The organism is Streptacidiphilus jeojiensis, assembly GCF_042510965.1.
GTDB lineage: Bacteria > Actinomycetota > Actinomycetes > Streptomycetales > Streptomycetaceae > Streptacidiphilus > Streptacidiphilus jeojiensis.
The window spans coordinates 378341-397997 of record NZ_JBEUKS010000005.1; the positions used below are offsets into that span (position 1 = coordinate 378341).

At 73.8% G+C, this 19657-nt stretch carries 17 protein-coding genes; 9 read left to right on the forward strand and 8 right to left on the reverse strand.

All coding sequences use genetic code 11. The features are described 5' to 3' along the window. Window positions 1-75 precede the first annotated feature (75 nt). Entirely contained in the window at window positions 76-1206 is a 1131-nt protein-coding gene (locus ABUW04_RS16705) for a serine hydrolase domain-containing protein (RefSeq protein WP_380565516.1), read from the forward strand. 18 nt (window positions 1207-1224) lie between these two features. On the opposite strand, the gene ABUW04_RS16710 is transcribed toward ABUW04_RS16705, so the two are convergent. The 3 genes from ABUW04_RS16710 to ABUW04_RS16720 form a co-directional block, all read right to left on the reverse strand. Further along, window positions 1225-2559: a DUF2254 domain-containing protein gene (locus tag ABUW04_RS16710; protein WP_380565518.1), complete on the reverse strand. Its 1335-nt coding sequence runs from the start codon at window positions 2557-2559 to the stop codon at window positions 1225-1227. Beyond that, window positions 2556-3935 (reverse strand): uracil-xanthine permease family protein, encoded by a 1380-nt coding sequence (locus tag ABUW04_RS16715; RefSeq protein WP_380565520.1) that lies wholly within the window; start codon window positions 3933-3935, stop codon window positions 2556-2558. Before ABUW04_RS16715 ends, ABUW04_RS16710 begins: the two co-directional genes overlap by 4 nt. A 133-nt stretch (window positions 3936-4068) precedes the next feature. After that, window positions 4069-4851 carry a class I SAM-dependent methyltransferase gene (locus ABUW04_RS16720; protein WP_380565522.1) on the reverse strand — a complete coding sequence of 261 codons (783 nt, stop codon included), beginning with the start codon at window positions 4849-4851 and terminating at the stop codon, window positions 4069-4071. 245 nt (window positions 4852-5096) lie between these two features. Here ABUW04_RS16720 and ABUW04_RS16725 point away from each other — a divergent pair, with 245 nt between their 5' ends. From ABUW04_RS16725 to ABUW04_RS16735, 3 genes are read left to right on the forward strand one after another with little or no spacing between them, the layout of a single operon-like run. After that, window positions 5097-5555 carry a hypothetical protein gene (locus tag ABUW04_RS16725; RefSeq protein ID WP_380565524.1) on the forward strand — a complete coding sequence of 153 codons (459 nt, stop codon included), beginning with the start codon at window positions 5097-5099 and terminating at the stop codon, window positions 5553-5555. Window positions 5556-5595: 40 nt separating this feature from the next. After that, window positions 5596-6876, forward strand: coding sequence for a sensor histidine kinase (locus ABUW04_RS16730; protein ID WP_380565526.1), 1281 nt, complete (start codon window positions 5596-5598; stop codon window positions 6874-6876). A gap of 14 nt (window positions 6877-6890) precedes the next feature. Then, window positions 6891-7553: a response regulator gene (locus ABUW04_RS16735; RefSeq protein ID WP_380565528.1), complete on the forward strand. Its 663-nt coding sequence runs from the start codon at window positions 6891-6893 to the stop codon at window positions 7551-7553. 363 nt (window positions 7554-7916) lie between these two features. Here ABUW04_RS16735 and ABUW04_RS16740 read toward each other — a convergent pair whose 3' ends face one another. The 3 genes from ABUW04_RS16740 to ABUW04_RS16750 form a co-directional block, all read right to left on the reverse strand. Then, window positions 7917-8795, reverse strand: coding sequence for an oxidoreductase (locus ABUW04_RS16740; RefSeq protein WP_380565530.1), 879 nt, complete (start codon window positions 8793-8795; stop codon window positions 7917-7919). Window positions 8796-8959: 164 nt separating this feature from the next. Next, window positions 8960-11299 (reverse strand): FUSC family protein, encoded by a 2340-nt coding sequence (locus tag ABUW04_RS16745; RefSeq protein ID WP_380565532.1) that lies wholly within the window; start codon window positions 11297-11299, stop codon window positions 8960-8962. A gap of 110 nt (window positions 11300-11409) precedes the next feature. Beyond that, on the reverse strand, window positions 11410-12246 hold the full coding sequence (locus ABUW04_RS16750; protein ID WP_380565533.1) for an SAM-dependent methyltransferase: 837 nt from the start codon (window positions 12244-12246) through the stop codon (window positions 11410-11412). A gap of 146 nt (window positions 12247-12392) precedes the next feature. On the opposite strand from ABUW04_RS16750, the gene ABUW04_RS16755 reads away from it, so the two are divergent. Further along, window positions 12393-13256, forward strand: a complete 864-nt coding sequence (locus ABUW04_RS16755; protein WP_380565534.1) for an ATP-grasp domain-containing protein — start codon at window positions 12393-12395, stop codon at window positions 13254-13256. A 117-nt stretch (window positions 13257-13373) separates the two neighbouring features. Further along, window positions 13374-14708 carry a glycoside hydrolase family 3 N-terminal domain-containing protein gene (locus ABUW04_RS16760; RefSeq protein WP_380565535.1) on the forward strand — a complete coding sequence of 445 codons (1335 nt, stop codon included), beginning with the start codon at window positions 13374-13376 and terminating at the stop codon, window positions 14706-14708. Here the strand turns inward: ABUW04_RS16760 and ABUW04_RS16765 are convergent. Then, window positions 14684-16897 (reverse strand): MMPL family transporter, encoded by a 2214-nt coding sequence (locus ABUW04_RS16765; protein ID WP_380565650.1) that lies wholly within the window; start codon window positions 16895-16897, stop codon window positions 14684-14686. The two genes, ABUW04_RS16760 and ABUW04_RS16765, sit on opposite strands and share 25 nt — an antisense overlap. A 233-nt stretch (window positions 16898-17130) precedes the next feature. Between ABUW04_RS16765 and ABUW04_RS16770 the strand changes: the two genes are divergently transcribed. Next, window positions 17131-17904, forward strand: coding sequence for a TetR/AcrR family transcriptional regulator (locus ABUW04_RS16770; RefSeq protein WP_380565536.1), 774 nt, complete (start codon window positions 17131-17133; stop codon window positions 17902-17904). Between the two features lie 18 nt (window positions 17905-17922). On the opposite strand, the gene ABUW04_RS16775 is transcribed toward ABUW04_RS16770, so the two are convergent. After that, entirely contained in the window at window positions 17923-18300 is a 378-nt protein-coding gene (locus tag ABUW04_RS16775) for a RidA family protein (protein ID WP_380565651.1), read from the reverse strand. A gap of 140 nt (window positions 18301-18440) precedes the next feature. Between ABUW04_RS16775 and ABUW04_RS16780 the strand changes: the two genes are divergently transcribed. Next, window positions 18441-18980, forward strand: coding sequence for a sigma-70 family RNA polymerase sigma factor (locus tag ABUW04_RS16780; RefSeq protein WP_380565537.1), 540 nt, complete (start codon window positions 18441-18443; stop codon window positions 18978-18980). Then, window positions 18977-19657, forward strand: coding sequence for a hypothetical protein (locus ABUW04_RS16785; protein ID WP_380565538.1), 681 nt, complete (start codon window positions 18977-18979; stop codon window positions 19655-19657). The genes ABUW04_RS16780 and ABUW04_RS16785 overlap by 4 nt, the downstream gene beginning before the upstream one ends.

Consider the following 19657-nt stretch of genomic DNA (forward strand, 5'->3'; position numbering starts at 1 on the left):
GTATTGCCGCAAAAGCGGACAAAAGGCGGGAGCCGCGCCGGTAGGCCCGCACCCGTCCCCCGCTAGCATGAGAGCGTGTTCGACTGGACGGAGTCCCCGCCACAGGAGTTGGGCGTGGCGCCGGAGCTGCTCGACGGCGCGCTGCGGCTGGTTCGGGAGCGCGGCGGGACCGCGCAGCTGGTGGTGCTGAAGGACGGCGCGGTCCTGCTCGACCGCACCTTCGGCTGCGCCCCCGACGACCTGTTCTGGACCTTCTCGGCGAGCAAGCCCTTCATCGCCCTGCTGGTCCATCTGCTGGCCCAGCGCGGCCGGTTGTCCCTGGACGATCCGGTGGCCCGCTCCTGGCCGGGCTTCGCCGCCCGGGGCAAGGACCAGGTGACCGTACGTCAGGTGCTGCAGCACCGCTCGGGGCTGTCCTCGGCCCGCGGCATGCTGGGCGACGCGCTGGCGATGGCGGACTGGGACCGTTCGCTGCGCGCGCTGGAGCGGGCCCGGCTGCAGCGGCCGCCCGGCAGCGCACCGGCCTACCAGGCCATCGCCTACGGCTTCATCCTGGGCGAGGTGGTCCGCCGGGTGAGCGGGACCCCGCCGGCCCAGCTGCTGCGCCGGGAGTTCCTGGACCCGCTCGGCCTCGACGACCTGCACCTGGGGCTGCCGGACGAGCTGTGGCACCGTCATGTTCCGCTGCGCGGCAGCGGTCCCGGCGGGCGGGCCACCCAGGGCATCGTCAACCGCAGGGCGACCCGCCGGGCGGTGATCCCGGCGGCCGGGGTCTCGGCGACCGCCCGCGACCTGGCCCGGTTCTACCAGGTGCTGCTGGACGGGGGCGTCGGCACCGGCGTCGGCGGACCCGCGGGCGTGCGGGTCCTGGCCGAGGAGACCGTGCTGGAGGCCCGGCGCCGCTCGACCGCCGAGGGCGAGATGGACCTGCGGATCAAGCGGCCGGTGCGCTGGGCCCAGGGCTTCCAGCTCGGCGGCTTCAGCGCGCATCCGGTGGGCCGACCGGTGATGGGACGGCTGAGCAGCGAGGCGGCCTTCGGCCACAACGGCAGCAGCTGCTGCATCGGCTGGGCCGATCCGAGCCGGGGCCTGGTCTTCGCCTACCTCACCGATGTGCTCCCCCGGCGCCGGGAGGGCGCCCGCCACTTCAGCACGGTCGCCGACGCGCTGCTGACCGCCTGCGACGCGGGCCGCGACGCGCACTGACCGGGCCCTCCGGACGGTTCAGCCGAGGTCGGTGCCCAGGACCGAGCCCAGCCCCTGCGCGTCGGGGCGGCGCGCCAGGCGACGGTCCAGCGCCTGGGTCCAGTGGGTGCGGGCGTGGGCGTCCATGGTGGCGAGCCGTTCCTGCAGGGCGGCGGCCTGCTCCGGGGTGCACAGCCAGGCGAGCCGCTCGAACAGGGCCCGCAGCCGGCGCTGCACCTGGATGGAGTCGGCGGCGAAGTGCCGGATCTCGTCGGTGCCGACGCAGACGTAGTCGGTCCAGGTGCGCACCGGATGGCAGAGCAGGGTGTCGCCGCTCAGGGCGACGTCGGTGGGGACCAGCGGGATCAGCATCACCAGCAGGTCCTCGATGTGGTCCAGCGCCTGCACGGCGCGGGCCGGATCGTTGATCGCCGGCGAGAGCGCCTTGAGCGCGATGTCGACCAGGGTGCGCAGCGCCCCGCCCGGGTCGGCGTCCGGGCTGTAGCACTCGGCGAACAGCAGGCAGTCCAGCAGTTGCCGCGGTCTGACCCGGTCCCTCGGCCCGTGCACCAGGAACACGGCGCTGCGCAGGGCCACGAAGTCGCCCGGGTAGGCGCACAGTTCCAGGCCGACGCCCCAGCGGGCGGCCAGTCTGCGCAGCCGGGGCCCGTTCCAGGCCAGCAGGATCTGGCCGGTGCGCGGAGCCGCCTCCAGGGCGATCTCCAGGGCGGCCGCCTGCGCCTCGGGGTCCTGCGGCGGCAGCGGGCCCGCGGTCGCGGGGGCCATCCGCCGCACCGCACGGTGTCCCTGCCGGCCGACCCAGCGCAGCAGCGCGTTGGAGTTGAGGATCAGCACGATCCTGGTGACCAGGACGAAGAACAGCCCGGCCGAGAGGATCGTCAGCCCGACCGCGAACAGGGTGGAGAGCACCGGCCGGTAGTCCTGCTGACGGACCGCCAGCCGGATGGCGATCAGCAGCGAGTACAGGAAGGTGGCCATGAAGGTGCCCATGGACCAGCGCATCACCCGGTCCTGCTGGAGCATCGGCACCACCCGTACCGAGAGCTGGGTGGCGCCGAACTGCATGGCCAGGGTGATCGCGGTGAACACCAGGCCGGTGAGGGTGATCATGCCGCCGGCGATGCTGCCCAGCAGCGTGGTCATGCTGCCGGTGTCCAGCACCGGGAAGAGCTTCTCGCCGTACTCGCGCTCGGCCTGGTGCACCGCGCGGTCCAGCGCGGGCAGTGCCCAGGACAGCACCAGCGCGGCGCCCAGCAGGCCCATCGGCACGCTCCAGATCCGGCGCTGGCGCAGCCGCCTGCGGGTCGCGCGCCAGCCGGCGCCGGTGCGCCGGGCCGTACCGGGCCGGTTCACCGCGGCTCGTCGTAGCCGGTGGTGCCCTCGTCCAGCAGGGCGTTCGACTCGGCCCGCAGATGGGCCGGGGCCAGGGCGCGCAGCACATGGAACCCGGTGAGCACCACGATGGTGCCCAGGGCGATACCGCCGAGCTCGAAGTTCTTGCTGATGTCCAGGGTGACTCCGCCGATGCCGACGATCACCCCGGCCGCGACCGGCACCAGGTTGACCGGGTTGGACAGGTCGATCCGGTTCCGGACCCAGATCTGCGCTCCCAGCAGCCCGATCATGCCGTAGAGCACCACGGTGATCCCGCCGAGCACCCCGCCCGGGATCGCGGCCACCACCGCCCCGAACTTGGGGCACAGTCCGAACAGCAGCGCGAAGCAGGCCGCGGCCCAGTAGGCGGCGGTGGAGTAGATCCGGGTGGCGGCCATGACGCCGATGTTCTCGGCGTAGGTGGTGGTGGCCGGGCCGCCCAGGGCGGTGGAGAGCACGGTGGCCGCGCCGTCGGCGGCGATGGCCGTCCCCAGCTCGTCGTCCAGCGGGTCGCCGGTCATCTCGCCGACCGCCTTCACATGCCCGGCGTTCTCGGCGATCAGCGCGATCACGACCGGCAGGGCCACCACGATCGCGGAGGCGCTGAAGCTGGGGCCGTGGAAGTGCGGCAGCCCGGCCCAGGAGGCCTTGCCGACGGCGGACAGGTCCAGCCGCCAATGGTCCGTCAGCTTCCCGGCGGAGTCCACCGAGTGGATCCTCCCGAAGATCCGGTCCAGGCTCCAGGAGAGCAGGTAGCCGAAGACCAGCCCCAGGAAGATGGCGATCCGCGACCAGAAGCCGCGCAGCGCCACCAGCGCGAACCCGGTGAACAGCATGGTCGCCAGCGCGGTCCACTGGTCCTGCGGCCAGTAGGTGCCCGCGGTCACCGGTGCCAGGTTGAAGCCGATCAGCATCACCACCGAGCCGGTCACCACCGGCGGCAGCACCGCGTGGATCACCCGCGCCCCCAGCGTCCGCACCACCAGGCCGCAGACCAGCAGCAGCGCGCCCACCGACAGCAGCGACCCGGTGACCGTCGCCGTGGAGCCGCCCTGCCCCCGGATCACCGCCGCCACCCCGACGAAGGACAGGCTGCTGCCCAGGTAGCTGGGCACCCGCCCCCGCGTGGCCAGCAGGAACAGCACGGTGGCGACGCCCGACATCATGATCGCCAGATTGGGGTCGAGCCCCATCAGCACCGGGGCGACGAAGCTGGCCCCGAACATGGCGACCACATGCTGCGCCCCGAGCCCGACCGTCCGCCCCCAGCTCAACCGCTCGTCCGGCTTCACCACGGCCCCCGGCAGCGGCGGCCGCCCGCCGTTGTGCAGCTTCCACCCGAGACCCACGTCCATCCCGCGCTCCCTGCACCCGTGCCGAACACACCCAGACCGCGCTCACGCTAGGCGCGCCGGGGCGGCGCCGCGGCGACCGTGACGGCGTGTCAGCGCAGGCGGAAGCCGATCGGCCCAAGCGCGGTCCGGCGCCCTACCCGGCAGCGGCCTCCCGCTCGGTGCGGGCCGCGGTGTAGACGACCGTCACCCGCGGGTCGTCGACCCGGCCGCCCTCGCTGTCGACGATCGCGGCGAGCCGGGTCAGGAACTCCTCGCGGGCCGGCGGGGCCAGTTCGGCGATGTTGGGGAACGTCGACCAGAGGTCGCGGGCGGACTGCGCGGTCAGGATCTGGCTCCACTCGACGACCTGGACGGCGACGTCCTCGAACCAGCCGCCGGCGGTCAGCTGCCGCCGCCAGCGGTCGGTGTCCAGGGCGTAGGAGCGGCTGTCGCGGTAGCCGGGTTCGGCCGGCAGCAGGTCGTGGTAGACGTCGTCCAGCCGGTCCCGGAACACCGTCGGCCGGCTGGTGTCGCCGAAGTCGGTCCACCAGGCGGCCAGCCATCCACCGGGCCGGACCAGCTCGCCGATCCTCCCGGTCGAGCCGACCGGGTCCAGCCAGTGCAGCGCCGACGCCACCACCGCCAGGTCGAAGCCGCCCGGCAGTTCGGCGGTCTCGAAGTCGGAGACCACCACCTCCAGCCGGTCGGACCCGTGGTCGGCGGTCAGGATCGCGGCCAGGCTCCGGCCCGGTTCGACCGCGACCACCTCCGCCCCGGCGGCCAGCAGCCGCCCGGTCGCCAGCCCGGCACCCGCGCCGATCTCCAGGACCCGCGCACCGGGCCGCAGCCCGCAACGCCCGCCCAGCAGCTCGAACACCGCCTCCGGATACGGCGGCCGCCCCCGCCGGTAGGTGCTCGCAGCGGCATTGAACGACATCCGGCGCCCCGCAGGCACCGCATCAGCTCCAGTCGACACCGCGTCAGTCTGCCACCCCTGCGGCGCACGGCAGCAGGGTCCGGCCGGCCGCCGACTCAACCGATCGGTTGAGTGGGTCAGCCGGGCGGTGGGGTGCGCGGATCAGCCGTGGGGACGGGTGATCGGTCGATGTGGGGGCGGGGGTGCCCGGGCCAGTCTGAAGGCATCCGATCGACACGCGATGGACGCCGAAACGAGGGACCGAGATGAACGCCACCGCACCCGCCCCCGACTCCGAACTGCTGGAGCACCCCGAGACCCGTACCGCGCTGCGCCGGCTGACGCTGCTGGTGCGCGGCTACCTGACCGTCAGCGTGGTCACCCTGGTCGCGATCGTGCTGCTGCGCAACCACAGCGGGGTGGTGAACTCGGCGGTCTGGATCCGGGGCACCATCGTGGTCGCCAGCGCGCTGGTCACCACCCTGCTCGCCGCCCGGGCCGCACGCGGCTCGCGCGGGGCCTACCGGCGGCTGCGGATCATCTCCGCGGTGATGGTGGTCGCCATCGTGGCGATCATCGCGGCGCCGGGGCCGTTCCCGCTGTGGATGAAGGCCGACCAGGCCATGTGCGGACTGGCCCTGATCGGGGTGGCCGTCGTCGCCAACGGTGCGCGGCTGCGCTCGCTGTTCGCGGACGGCGGCGCCGCCACCGCCCAGCGCGGTTAGATTGTTGCGGCAGCAGATGACCCAGAACCGGAGGGCCCGGATGACCAGTCGGACGACAGGCATCCGGGCCTATCCACGTGAGCCGCGCTGGTCCCCGGTGCTGACCGTGGTGCCCTATGTGCTGCTGGCCGTGCTGGCCGGGTTCCGGATCTTCGACGGACGGCCGCCGGCCGGGGTGCTGCGGATCGACCTGGCGCTGTGCGCCCTGGCTGCGGCCTGGATCCTGTGGATGTTCACCCTGCATCCGCGGTGGACCGGACGGCCCCGGATGATGGCGCTGTTCTTCACCGGGCTGGTGCTGGTCATGGGCGCCCTGGTGCTGCGGGACGCCTCCTTCGGGATCTTCGCCCTGGTCGGCTACCCGTACGCGTTCGTGCTGCTGCCCTGGCCCGGGCGGCTGGCCGGGGTGGCCGCGGTGGCGGTGCTGGCAGGTACCGCGCAGGCGGCCGGCATCCCAAGGTCCAGCGCGCTGGGCCTGACCGCCACCGGCCTGATCATCGCCGTGAACGTGCTGGCCATGTGCGGGCTGGCCTGGAGCGACCAGAGCAGCAGCGAGCAGTCCGAGCAGCGCCGCCAGGCCCTGGAGGAACTGGCGGCGGCCAACCGGAAGTTGGAGGCGACCCTGGCCGACAACGAGGGCCTGCACGCCCAACTGCTGGCGCGGGCACGGGAGACCGGGGTCCGCGACGAACGGCGGCGGATGGCCCGCGAGATCCACGACACGCTGGCCCAGGGCCTCACCGGCATCGTCACCCAGTTGCAGGCCGCCGAGCACGCCGAGAGCGACCCGGTGGCCCGCGCGCGGCACATCGCCGCCGCCAAGGGGCTGGCCAGGGAGAGCCTGTCCGAGGCCCGGCGCTCGGTGGACGCGCTGCGACCGGAGCCGCTGGAGACCGCGCGGCTCAGCGGGGCGCTGGCCGACGTGGCCGGCCGCTGGTCCGAGCTGAACGGCGTCAGGGTCGAAGTGACCACCACCGGGACGGCCCTGCCGCTGGCGCCGGAGACCGAGTTGACGCTGCTGCGCACCGCGCAGGAGGCGCTGGCCAACATCGCCAAGCACGCCCGCGCGGGCCGGGTCGGGGTGACCCTCTCCTACCTGGGCGAGCAGGTCGCCCTGGACGTGCGCGACGACGGCACCGGCTTCGACCCGGCCCGGCTCGACCTGGAGCCGGCCGAGACCCGGAACGGGGGCTTCGGACTGGTGGCCATGCGCCAGCGGATCGAGGCCCTGAACGGAACCCTGCAGATCGAGTCGGAACCGGGAGCGGGGACCGGCGTCTCCGCCTGCGTCCCCGTCGCACCCACCGAGGTGCCGGCATGAACGGAGATCCGAGGATGAACCGCACCGAGACCGGCGCCCCGATCCGGCTGCTGATCGTGGACGACCACCCGGTGGTCCGCGACGGCCTGATCGGCATGTTCGCCGCCGACCCCGGCTTCGAGGTGCTCGGCGAGGCCGGCGACGGCGCCGAGGCGGTGCGGCTGGCCCAGGAGCTGGGCCCCGACGTGGTCCTGATGGACCTTCGGATGCCCGGTACGGACGGCCTGACCGCGATCACCGAGCTGGCCCGGCGCGGCATCCCGGTCCGGGTCCTGGTCCTGACGACCTATGACACCGACAGCTACGTCCTGCCCGCCATCGAGGCCGGGGCCACCGGATACCTGCTCAAGGACGCCCCGCGGGAGGAACTGCTGCGTGCGGTCAGGGCGGCGGCGGCCGGTCAGGCCGTGCTCTCCCCCGCCGTGGCCGCCACCCTGATGAACCGGGTGCGCACCCCGGAGACCGGGCCGCTGAGCCAGCGGGAGCTGGAGGTGCTGCAACTGGTGGCGGCCGGACGGACCAACCGGCAGGCGGCGGCCGGGCTGTTCATCACCGAGGCCACCGTCAAGACCCATCTGCTGAACATCTACGCCAAGCTCGGCGTCGGCGACCGCGCCGCCGCGGTGGCCGAGGGCTACAACGGCGGTCTGCTCACCCCGACCCGTCCGGGCCGCTGATCGTCTCAGTTCGTGCAGGGACGCCGGTAGGGCCGGACCCCCACCCGGGGCCGACCCTACCGGTCTGCGCTGGGGCTCCCCCACCCGGGAGCCGCACAGGGCCACCGCAGTCGAGCGCCGTCCCCAGCCCCCTGAGCGAGGGTGAGGGACAGGACACGGCAGCTGCGGTCCAGCGACGACTGCGAGGGGTTCGGGAGCCGCTCCTCACTCCTCCGCCTGCCGCCGAGAACTACTCTGCACTGCGCCCGTTACGGGAAAGCTGCCAAAACATGTCGTACGCCTACCGATCGGGATCTACTCATGGCCGGCAGGTTTCGCGGCGCCGACGGATGCCGGCAGCCCCCGACACGCGATCCGTCGAGCTCAGCCGGGGAACGCCGTGCCGGTCAGCTTCTCGGACAGCTCCCAGAGCCGCCGGGCCAGCTCCGGGTCACGGGCCGCTTCGACGGGTTCCTCCTCGCGCGGACGCTCCCCGCTGCGCCCGCCGGGGCCGACGTAGCTGCCGCCGGGCAGGTCCTGGGTGGCGGCGTAGAGCGTGGGCAGCGCGCCGTACGCGGGTTCCCGCTGGCCGACCAGACGGATGCCCAGACCGATGAAGCCCGACTGCAGCCGGCCCATGGACCGGGTCAGCCCGGTGGCGGCCACGCCGGGGTGCGTGCTCAGGGCCAGCACCTCGCTGCCGGCGGCCGCCAGCCGGCGCTGGAGCTCCAGGGTGAACAGCAGGTTGGCCAGCTTGGACTGGCTGTAGGCGCGCCAGGGCCGGTAGGGCCGCCGCTCCCAGTTGAGGTCGTCCAGGTCGATCCGTCCGTTCCGGGCCAGCCCCGAGGAGACCGTGACGACCCGTCCGACGATGTGCGGCAGCAGCAGATTGGTGAGCGCGAAGTGGCCCAGGTGGTTGGTGCCGATCTGCAGTTCGAAGCCGTCGGCGGTACGGCCCTGCGGGACGGCCATGATCCCGGCGTTGTTGACCAGCAGGTCCAGCGGTCCGCTCCAGGCCCCGGCGAAGGCCCGGACCGAGGCCAGATCGCCGAGGTCCAGGGCGCGCACCTCGGTCTCGCCATCGATCCGGTCGGCGACCGCGCGGCCCTTCTCCGGATCGCGCACCGCCAGGACGACCTGGGCCCCGGCGGCTGCCAGACCACGGGCGGTGTCCGCGCCGAGTCCGCCGGAGGCCCCGGTCACCACGGCCGTTCGGCCGTAGAGGTCGGGCAGGTGGGCTGGGGTCCAGGTCTCGGTGGCCATGGGCGGGCTCCTTCACGAGCGGTTCGGCCGGGAGCGGTGCGGGGTGCGGCGGGGCGGTGACCGCCGCTGTTCCCACTATCGGCAGGTGTCGGCCCCGGCGGGAGGGGGCGCGCGACACTCGTGGATGTTCGGCCGCGAGCCCTGCGACGCCCGGCGGTCAGCGGCTAGCGCTCGGCCTCCGCCCGCTCGGCCCGCTCGGTGCGCTCGGCGCTCGCGCTGCCCAGCCCCAGCGGGCGCCCCAGCGCGAGGATGTTCTCGTCCAGCCGCTGCAGATGGCGCAGCACCCGGGCGGTCACCACCGCGTCCCGCGCGCCCTGGGGTCCCGGGGCGGCCGGATCCGCCGGGGGCGCGAACCTGGGTGCGGCGCTGCTCAGGCGGCCGCGGGTGCCGCCCTCGCTGCGGACGAAGTCGCTGAGGACGCCGAGGTTGGCGTCCAACTGCCCGCCGGCCTCGATCAGCCGGGGGTCGCCGGTCAGCACGGTGGGGACGAAGCCGGCCGTGGCCGCGAGGCTGCGGGCGTGGTAGGCGCAGGTCTCCAGCAGGCCGAGGACGTACCGGGCCTGGCGGCGGCGGTTGCGCAGCGGGCTGGCCGGATGGGTCAGCGGCTGCAGTGAGGCCCGCAGCTTGTCCAGGGCGGTGTCCAACTCCCGGGCCGCGTCCAGCAGGTCGTCCCCCGGCGGATGGCCGCCCAGCGCGGCGACGCTCAGCGCCAGCGAGGACCGCAGCCGCTCGAACACGTCCAGCAGCAGGTCGTCGGTGCGGCTGCGGGTGTCGGTGGGCAGGACGACCACCGCGGCGATCAGCCCGCAGGCCGCGCCGAGCAGTGTCTCCTCGATCCGTAGCAGCAGCACCGAGGCGCTGTAGGTGTGCAGCAGGGTGTAGAGCAGCCCGAGCATCGCCGTGACGAAGAACGACATCAGCATGTACGACAGCGGCGCGGTGAAGAACATCCCGAAGATGAACAGGATGACCAGCGCGAACGCGATCCAGGTGTTGCCGCCGACCAGCGCGGCCAGGCCGATGCCGGCCACCACCCCGCCGATGGTCCCGGCCAGCCTGCGGTAGCCCTTCACCAGGATCTCGCCGGTGGAGGAGGTGTTCAGGAACACCACCCAGCAGGTGAGCACGGCCCAGTACCAGCGCTGTGTGGAGAGCAGTTCGCCGCCCAGGATGGCCAGCGCGGAGCCCACGGTGACCTGGAAGGCGGTCCTGGTGCTGGGTCGGTCCAGGCCCACCCGCTCCTCGGAGCGGTCCTCGTCGGCCTGCAGCGAGACGTCCTCGGCCTCCAGTTCCTCGGTGGAGCGGGTGGTCTCCGGCTCGTCCTCGGGCTCGTCGGACGTGCCGAGGGCCAGCCGCAGCCCGAGCACGGCCCGGGCCAGTTCGCCCATGGCCCGGTGGACGTCCTGGTCGGCCGGGTCGGCGTCGGGCAGGCCGACGCCGTCGCGGTACTTCAGCAGCCGTTCGACGGAGGCGCCGGCCGACTCGTCCTGCGCGGCCGAGGTGGACCGGACCACCATGCGGCGCAGCGCCGCCAGGTCACGCACCATCGGGCGGGCCTCGTCGTCCGGCTCCGGACGCTCCGAGCCCTGCGGGCGCTCCGAGCGCTCCAAGCGCTCCGGGGCTCCCGGCAGCAGCGGTGCGGGCAGCGTCATCGGCAGGTGCAGCCCCAGGGTGATGTCCTGGGCCCGGGGCTGCTGCAGCAGTGCCTTGAGCAGCAGCACGCTCAGCCGTTCCCCGGCGATCTCGGCCTCGGCGATCCGGCGCTGGATCAGCGAGGCGGTGCGCGGGTCGGCGGCGCCGTTCTCCAGCCTGGCCTGGATCATCAGCGCGCACTGGTGCAGCCGCGCGGTCCGGGTGTGCAGCCGCTGCGCCGCCTGGGCCTCGGTGCGGGATCCCGGCGCGGCCCCGGCCACCTCGGTGAGCGCGTCCACCAGATCGGCCAGGCGCGCCCGGAAGGCCCGCCGCAACCGCTGCAGGGTGCGCTGCGGCGTGGCTCTGACCAGCCCGAACCTGACGCACGCGGAGGCGCAGAAGGCGACCGTCATCACCCCGTACATCCGCGGCAGCACGGCCGGGGTGACATGGGTGAACTGGGAGACGAAGAACAGTTGGAAGCCGATCAGCCCCATGCCGGTGCCCCGGGAGCCGAACCGGCGGATGTAGACGGCCGAGAAGATCAGGACCAGGAACACCAGGTCGGAGGCGACCCGGTAGCGGTAGAGCTCGGCGCCCAGGCCGACCACCACCAGTGCGGCCAGGTAGCCCAGCCCCAGGGTGACCGCCTGCTCCCTCGGGGTGGGGTCGCTGACCGCGAACGAGGCCACCATCCCGGTCAGCGCCCCGGCCACCAGCAGCGGGACCGGGGTGCCGAAGGCCGACAGCACCGCCAGCGTGAGCAGGATGGCCCCGACCGTGGTGAGCGCGTTGAGCAGCCGGATCAGGCCGGGATCGGAGGCGCTGTACCGGTCCCACAGCTCGTCCCACGCCCGGCGGGCCGCTCGCATACGATCCCCTGGATTGGTGTCGTGACCGTCTCCTGGATCATGGTGCTCTTCGTCGGGCAAAGCGGTCAAACCGCGGCCGCCGACGCAGCGCTCCGTCGGCGGCCGGTCCGTCAGAGCCGGGCCAGGCCGGTGTAGATGCCCAGCCGGTCGGCCGCAGCGTCCGGCGGGGTGTCCGGACGCCAGTGCGGGGCGATGACCAGGCCGGGGTCCAGCAGCGTCAGGCCGTCGAAGAAGCGGGCGACGTCGTCCCTGGTCCGCAGGTGGATACCGGCGGCGGCCGGGTCGTAGCTGCGTTCGGCGCGCTCGGCCTGCTCCGGGGTGACCAGGTCCCCGCTGCCGTGGCTGAGCACCAGCAGGCTCCCGACGGGCAGCGCCCCCACCAGCTGCTTGACGATGCCGTACGGGTCCTCGTCGTCGCTGATGAAGTGCAGGATCGCGACCAGCATCAGGGCGACCGGCTCGGTGAAGTCGAGCAGGTCGCGTACGCCGGGGGCGGCCAGCAGGGCCTCGGGGTCGCGCAGGTCGGCCCGGGTGACGCTGGTCGCGCCGTGGCCGCTCCCGCTCATCAGCGCGCGGGCGTGCGCCAGCACGATGGGGTCGTTGTCGACGTAGGCGACCCGGGCGGACGAATCGACGGCCTGGGCCACCTCGTGGGTGTTGCCGGCGGTCGGGATGCCGGTGCCGATGTCCAGGAACTGGCGGACCCCCAGGGCGGCCGCGGCGCGCACCGCCCGGCCCAGGAAGGCCCGGTTGGCCTTGGCCCCGGCGACCGTCTCCGGGACGGCCGCGCTCAGCTGTTCGGCCACCAGCCGGTCCGCGGCGAAGTTGTCCTTGCCGCCGATCAGTGCGTTGTAGATGCGCGCGGGGTGGGCTATCTCCGGGTGGAGTTCGGCCGAGGGCGCGCACTCCCCGGCCCCCGCCGTCATCCAGCTGCTGTCCTCGGCCACTGGGCTCCCCCACCTTTCGTGGTCACTCCGATCAGCGTACGACCTGACACCACTGGACAAAGTGACATCCCGTCATTTGAAGGAAGCTCTTATCCGTCGGCTCATCCGTTGATCCGTCGACGAACACCGCTCCTAGGATGACCACCATGGCTGATATCGCACTGCTCACCGGTCGGACCATGCCCCGCGAGGTGCCGGAGAACGGCCTGCTGGTCGCCGAGCTGGCCCGGCTGGGCCTCACTGTGGAGATCCACCCCTGGGACGAGCCCCTGGACTGGGGTCAGTACGGGCTCGCCGTGGTGCGCACGACCTGGGACTACTGGGCCCGGCGGGAGGAGTTCACCGCCTGGGCCGAGCGGACGGCGAAGCTGACCACCCTGCGCAATCCGGTCGAGGTGCTGCTCTGGAACAGCCACAAGGGCTACCTGGTGGAACTGGCGGCGGCCGGCGTACCGGTGCTGCCGACCCGGCTGGTGCCGCGGGGTGCCTCCGACACCGAGCGGGCCCGGGCGCTCGTCGCGTTCGGCGCCGGCGAGGTGGTGCTGAAGCCGGCCGTGTCGGCGGGTGCGCGCGGCGCCCTGCGGTCCTTCGCCGACGACCGGGCCGCGGCGGCCCACCTGGCCGAGCTGACCGGGCACGGCGACGCCCTGGTGCAGCCGTTCGCCGAGTCGGTGCTCGCCCGCGGGGAGACCTCGCTGGTCCACTTCGACGGCACCTTCAGCCACGCCGTCCGCAAGGTCCCCGCGGCCGGCGAGTACCGCATCCACCTGCACCACGGCGGATCGGTGCAGCCGCACACCCCGGACGCCGCCGAACTGGCCGTCGCCGCTGCTGCCCTCGCCGCGGCCCCGGCTGCAACCAGCTACGCCCGGGTCGACCTGGTCCAGCTGCCGGACGGCCCGGCGGTGATGGAGCTGGAGCTGATCGAGCCGGAACTGTTCCTGGCCGCGGACCCGGAGGCGGCGGGCCGCTACGCCGGGGTCCTGGCCGACCTGCTCGGGCGGGGCTGAACCGCTCGGGCGGGGACCACCGGACCATCCTCACCGGACTCCGCCGTCGTGTCGGACGCATCCGTCGGCATCCCGCACTACCGTGAAAGCATGCCGCATAGCGCCACATCCACCCGTTTGTCCGCCCTCGCCCACCGTCTCCGCCCGGTCACGGTCCGGGCGGCGGTCCGCGTCGCGATCCAGGGCGGGGCGCTCACAGCCGGTGCGGCACTGGTCCTGACCGGCTGCGGCGCCGGGGGCGGTGCCGGCCACCACATCAGTGCGGACTCCCGGGCCTCCGGATCAGCTTCGGCGGCCGGAAGCCCGAGCAGGACCGGAAGCCCGTCGCCGTCCGGGCCGACCGCCCGGCCGTCCAGGTCCGCCGCGGCCCCCGGAGCGTCCCCGGCCGCCCCGGCGTCCTCGGCCGCCGGCACCGCGGCGGCCTGCACCAACGCCTCGAAGCTCGCCGGCTGGTCCGACCGGCGGCTGGCCATGCTGACGATCGCGGTGCCGGCGTCCGAGGACGCCGTCGGCAGCGTCGCCCCGGAGGTGGCCGCCGGCGCCGGCGGCGTCCTGCTGTTCGGCTCCTCGGCCCCGTCCGGGCTGGGCGCCGACCTCACCGCGCTGAAGAAGCAGGTGCCCGGCGGGATCGGACTGCTGGTGATGACCGACGAGGAGGGCGGCGCCATCCAGCGGATGGACAACCTGGTCGGCTCGCTGCCCTGGCCCGGCTGGATGGGAGCGCACTGGACCCCCGACCAGATCCGGCAGGCGGCGGCGCGGGTCGGCGCCAGGATGGCGGCGGCCCAGGTCAACATGGACCTGGCCCCGGTCGCCGACGTCGACGGCAGCGGCGAGGTCCCCGGCCGGGGGAACCCGGACGGGCTGCGCTCCTTCAGCGGCGACCCCGCTGTGGCGGCCCGGGACACCGTCGCCTTCATGAACGGCCTGCGCTCGGCCGGCGTCGTCCCGGTCCTGAAGCACTTCCCCGGGCTCGGCGGCTCCACGGTCAACTCCGACTTCGCCCCGGCACACACCGTGCCCTGGTCCGCCGAGCTGAACGGCGGCCTGACCCCGTTCAGCACCGCGATCGCCGCGGGCGCCCCGGCGGTGATGATGTCCAACGACTCCGTCCCCGGTCTCACCACCCTGCCGGCCGGGCTCTCCGCCACCATGATCGGCACCGAACTTCGCGGACGGCTCGGCTTCCACGGGCTGGTCCTCACCGACTCGCTGAGCGCCGGTGCCGTCTCCGGAGCCGGCTACAGCATGCCGCAGGCGGCCGTGCAGGCGCTGCGGGCCGGAGCGGACATGGTGATGTTTGACCTCGGCCCCACGGTCCAGGCGCAGACCTCCGCCATCGCCTCGGCGGAGGTCGCGGCGGTGGCGGACGGGCGCCTGCCGCGCACCCGCCTGCTCGCCGCCGCGACCTCGGTTCTGGCGGCCCGTCAGGTCGACCTCTGCCGGGGCTGAGCACCGGGGCTCTCCGCCTCCGCCAGCCCGATCCGGTCGTGCAGCCGCCGCAGCGGGGCGGGTGCGTACCAGGCCCGGTCGCCGAGCAGCCGCAGCACCGCGGGGACCAGGACACCGCGCACCAGCACCGCGTCCAGCAGCACCGCCAGCCCGGTGCCGATGCCGAACATCTGCAGGAAGCTGATGCTGCTGGTCCCGAAGGCGAAGAAGCTGACGGCGAGCAGCCCGGCCGCCGTGGAGACGATCCGTCCGGTGCGGGACAGGCCCTCGGTGACGGCCTCGCCGGGGGCGGCGCCGGCGTCGTGCATCTCCTTGATCCGGCTGGTGACGAAGACCTCGTAGTCCATGGAGAGGCCGAAGGCGACGCAGAACATCAGCACCGTCATGGAGGTGTCCATGGGCTGGGCGGTGAAGCCCAGCAGCCCGGCGAGGTGGCCGTCCTGGAAGATCCACACCATCGCGCCGAGCGCGGCGCTGAGGCTGATCGCGTTGAGCAGCAGGGCGCGCAGCGGCTGCAGCACGCTCCCGGTGAACAGGAAGAGCAGCACGAAGGTGGTGGCCGCGACCATCCCGACGGCGTAGGGGAGGCGGCTGCCGATGGTGTGCTTGGCATCGACCAGGACGGCCGCGTCACCGCCGACGTAGCTGCGGACCCCGGCCACCGGCGCCGGCACCGCCCGCACCGCGTCGACCAGGTTCTGGGCCGCGGTCGAGTGCGGGTCGTCGGTGGTGGCGAGGGTGAGCCGCTGCGCGGAGGCGGTGCCGTAGCCGGCCGGGACCGGGACGCCGGCGACGGGCGCTCCGTCGTGGAAGGTCCCGGCGCTGGAGCTGACGCTGCCGACGCCGGGGAGCCGGGACAGCGTCCGGGCGTAGGCGTCCAGGTGGGCGCCGTCGACCGGGCCGTCGGTGACCACCTGCAGCGCGGTGGTGTCATTGCCGGGGAAGTGCGCCGCCAGTACGTCCGCGACCTGGCGGCTGGGCGCACTGGTCGGCAGGACCCTCTGGTCCGGGGTTCCGAACGCGACCCCAAGCAGCGGCGCGGCACCGAGCAGCAGCACCGCGAGCACCGGCAGCGCCCACCGGACCGGCCTGCGCATCACCGCGGCGGCCAGCCGCCCCCAGCGCGGTGAGGCCGCGCCCGGGGCGGTGCGGGGCCAGGGCAGCCGTCCGGCGTTGACGCGCGGACCGAGGACCGCGAGCAGCGCCGGGACCACGATCAGGGCGGCCAGTGCGGCGATGGCTACCACGCCGATGCCGGCGTAGGCGAAGGAGCGCAGGAAGAACGGCGGGAAGACCAGCAGCGCGGCGAGCGCGGTGGCCACCGTCGCGGCCGAGAAGAGGATGGTGCGCCCGGCCGTGCGCACCGTGGCGACCAGCGCCTCCGGGGTCTCCCGGCCCGCGGCCAGCTCCTCCCGGAAGCGGCTGACCAGCAGCAGCGCGTAGTCGATGCCGAGGCCCAGGCCGAGGGCGGTGGTGAGGTTGATGGCGAAGACGGACACACTGGTGACGCTGCCGAGCAGGTCCAGCTCGGCGAAGGTGCCCAGGATCGCGATCACGCCGATGACCAGCGGCAGCAGCGCGGCGACCAGGCTGCCGAAGGCCAGCACCAGGAGAAGCAGCGTCACCGGTACGGCGATGCCCTCGGCGAGCGCGAGGTCCTTGGTGACCTGGCTGGAGACGTCGTTGTTGACGCCCCGGTGACCGCCGGCCTGGACGCTGAGGCCGTCGTGGACCCCGGCGTAGCGGGAGATCAGGGCCTTGGCGGTCTTGGACGCCTGCTGTTCGCTGCCGTCGACGTGCGCGACGATCAGCGCTGCGGTGCCGTCGTCGCTGCGCAGCGCCGCGGTGGCGGCGGCCGTGCCGGGGCCCCAGTAGGACGCCAGATGGGTCAGCCCCGGCTCGGCCCGGAGCCGTTCGGTGAGCGCCCGGCCGGCCGCGGTGTCTGCGGGGGTGTCGACGCTGCCGCCGGCGCTGGGACGGACCAGCAGCACCAGGTCGGTGGTGCCGCCGAAGCGGGAGTCCAGCAGCTGCGCGGCGCGGCTGGAGGGGGAGGCGGGGTCGTCGAACCCGCCGTTCTGCAGCTTGCCGAAGGCCCCGACACCGAGCGCCCCGGCGGCGACCAGCGCGACGACGGCGAGGACCAGCAGCAGCCGGGCGCGCCGGTGCGCGAGGCCGGCGAGCCGGGCCAGCGGACCGCGCGGGCCCGGGGGGCCGGGCGGGCCGGCCGGGCCGGGCAGTGTGGGCGGTGTGGAAGCCGACTCTGCCGGTTCCACGGGTTCTGCGAGCTCTGCGTGGTCCGGCTGGACTGACGGTCCGTTCACTGGTTACCCCACCCCGGGTGTGCGCTCACGATAGATGTTTACGGCGTGAACATCCTAGCGCCACGGATGCTGACGGCGTCAACATGCGGCAGCATGGTCAGGTGCAGCACGAACGGACGACCTCGGAACGAACGCCCCCACGCGGCGCCTACCACCACGGCGACCTGCGCAACGCGCTGTCCGCCGCCGCGGCGGAACTCGCCAGGGAGGGCGGACCCGAAGCCGTCGTGCTGCGCGAGGCCGCCCGTCGCGTCGGGGTCTCCCCCACGGCCGCCTACCGGCACTTCGCCAACCACGCCGACCTGCTCAAGGCGGTCAAGCACGAGGCCCTGGCCGACCTCGCCGACGCCCTGGCGGCAGCGGTCGCCAAGGCCGACGCAGATGCTGACGACGCCGACGCCGACGCCGACCAGCACCGCTCACCCGGGGCGGCCGACGGCGGTGGCGGGCAGCAGCGGACGCGGGCACAGGCGCGCGCACGGCTGAGCGCCATCGGCCACGGCTACGTCGACTTCGCCCTCTCCGCCCCCGGCCTGTTCCGTACCGCCTTCTGCCACTCCGGGACCGCCGATGGGACGCCGACCGAGCCCGAGCCGTTCGACCTCGGCACCGAGCGCGCCTACCGGGTACTGGTGGACGTCCTGGACTCCATGCTCGCCGCCGGCCTGATCGCCCCGGCCCGCCGCCCCGGCTCGGAGATCACCGCCTGGGCGATGGTCCACGGCCTGACCACACTCCTGCTGGACGGCCCGATCCGCGACCTGCCCGAGGCGGACCGGCGCCGGATGGTCGACGACGCCACGGCGACCCTCGCCGCCGGCCTCGCCGCGAGCACCGGTTCCGGCGCCGGAACCGGAACCGGAACCGGGGCCTGACCGCGCTCCGACGGTCCGTCAGACAGCTTCTGCAGTCGTAGGGATGACCGCGAGGGCGTCGATCTGCGCCAGGAACCCCGGGTGCACCAGGCCGGCGACCTGGACCAGGGAGGAGGCCGGCAGGCGCTTCGGGTCGAGGAACTCGTCACGCGCCTGGCGGAAGGCCGGGAGGTCGCCCAGATCGGTGAGGAACACCGTGAGTTTCACGACGTGCTCCAGCCCGGCGCCGGCCGCTCCGAGCGCGGCCACCAGATTGCGGAACACCTGCCGGACCTGGGCTGCGGCGTCACCCTCCCCCACCAGCCGTCCCTCCGCGTCCAGCGGCACCTGCCCCGAGACGGCGACCACCGTCCCCGCCGCAGCCACCGCATGGCTGTAACCGTTCACCGGAGGCATCCCCTCGGGACGCTCGAAGTGCTGCACTGGTCCTCCCCTCCCTGGCACCCATCGATGACCCACCGACAGCGGGAGAGATCATGCCAGAGCGGCCTCGTCCGCCAGGTAAGCGAATCGCGGCCCCCGAGCGTATAGCGGGTGTGAAGCAGCTGGAGTTCAGCGAGTTCTACGAGGCCAGCCGGGACGCCTGCCTGAGGGCGGTGCTGGCCGGTGTGGGTGACCGGCAGTTGGCCGAGGACCTGGTCGCCGAAGCGTTCACCCGGGCCTGGACCTCCTGGCAGGTGGTGCGCGCGCATCCCGCGCCGCGCGCGTGGGTCGTCCGCACCGCCTTCAACACCAGGGTGTCCTGGTGGCGCAGGCGGCGCAGGGAGGTCGTCTGGGACGGCGCCGACGAGGCCGCGGACACCGCAGTGGCCGCGGTCGACCCATCCGGTCTGGACCCGGCCCTGCTGGCCGCGCTGCGCGCACTCCCGCAGCGGCAGCGGGAGGTGATCGCGTTCCGGGTCTTCCTGGACCTGGACACCCGAGCCACCGCCCAGGCCCTCGGCATCGCGCCGGGGACCGTCACCGCACATCTGGCACGCGCCGTGGCGACACTGCGCGACCACTTCGTCAGCGCAGGGAACCTGGCGGACGACTTGGCGCACAACCTGGCAGACAACCTGGAGGTCGGACCATGAACGAGGACACCCCCGGGACCACGGAGGTCCTGGAGACACTGAAGGCATCGCTGGCCGGGGTCGGCATGCCGACCCCGGTCGAGCAGATCGTGGCCGCGGGCCGCGCGCGCGGGCGCCGTCGGGGCCTGGCCAAGGTCACCGTGGTCGCCGCGGCGGCAGCGGGCCTGGCGCTGGGCGTGACGACCTACGGCAACCCGTCGACAGCGCCGCCCACGGCCGGCGGCAGCGGCTCCCAGACAGCCGCCGTGCACATCCACACCGCCGCCTACACCGTGGACAGCAACGCCGACGGCACCATCCACGTGACCTGGGACAAGGCCAAGTACTTCGAGGACAGCGCGGGCCTCCAGGCAGCCCTGGCCAGGGCCGGCTTCCCGGTGCTGGTGAAGACCGGGGAGTTCTGCCGGGGGCCGGCCGACCACGGGACGCTGGACCCCAGCGGCGTGGGGGCCGGGGTCGACAAGGTCATGAAGGGCGAGTCGCTGAGCGGCGGCAGGGTCGAGTTCGTCTTCGTCCCCTCGGCGATGCCCAAGGGCGAGCAGCTGTTCATCGGCTACCTGACGCCGGCTCAACTGGCGGTCACGCACGGGCGTCCCGGCTCGGTCGAGCGCCTGGTGCCGACCGGGGTACCGCTGGTCTGCAGCACCCAGGCGCCCGCTCCGAACCCCGGCAGCTAG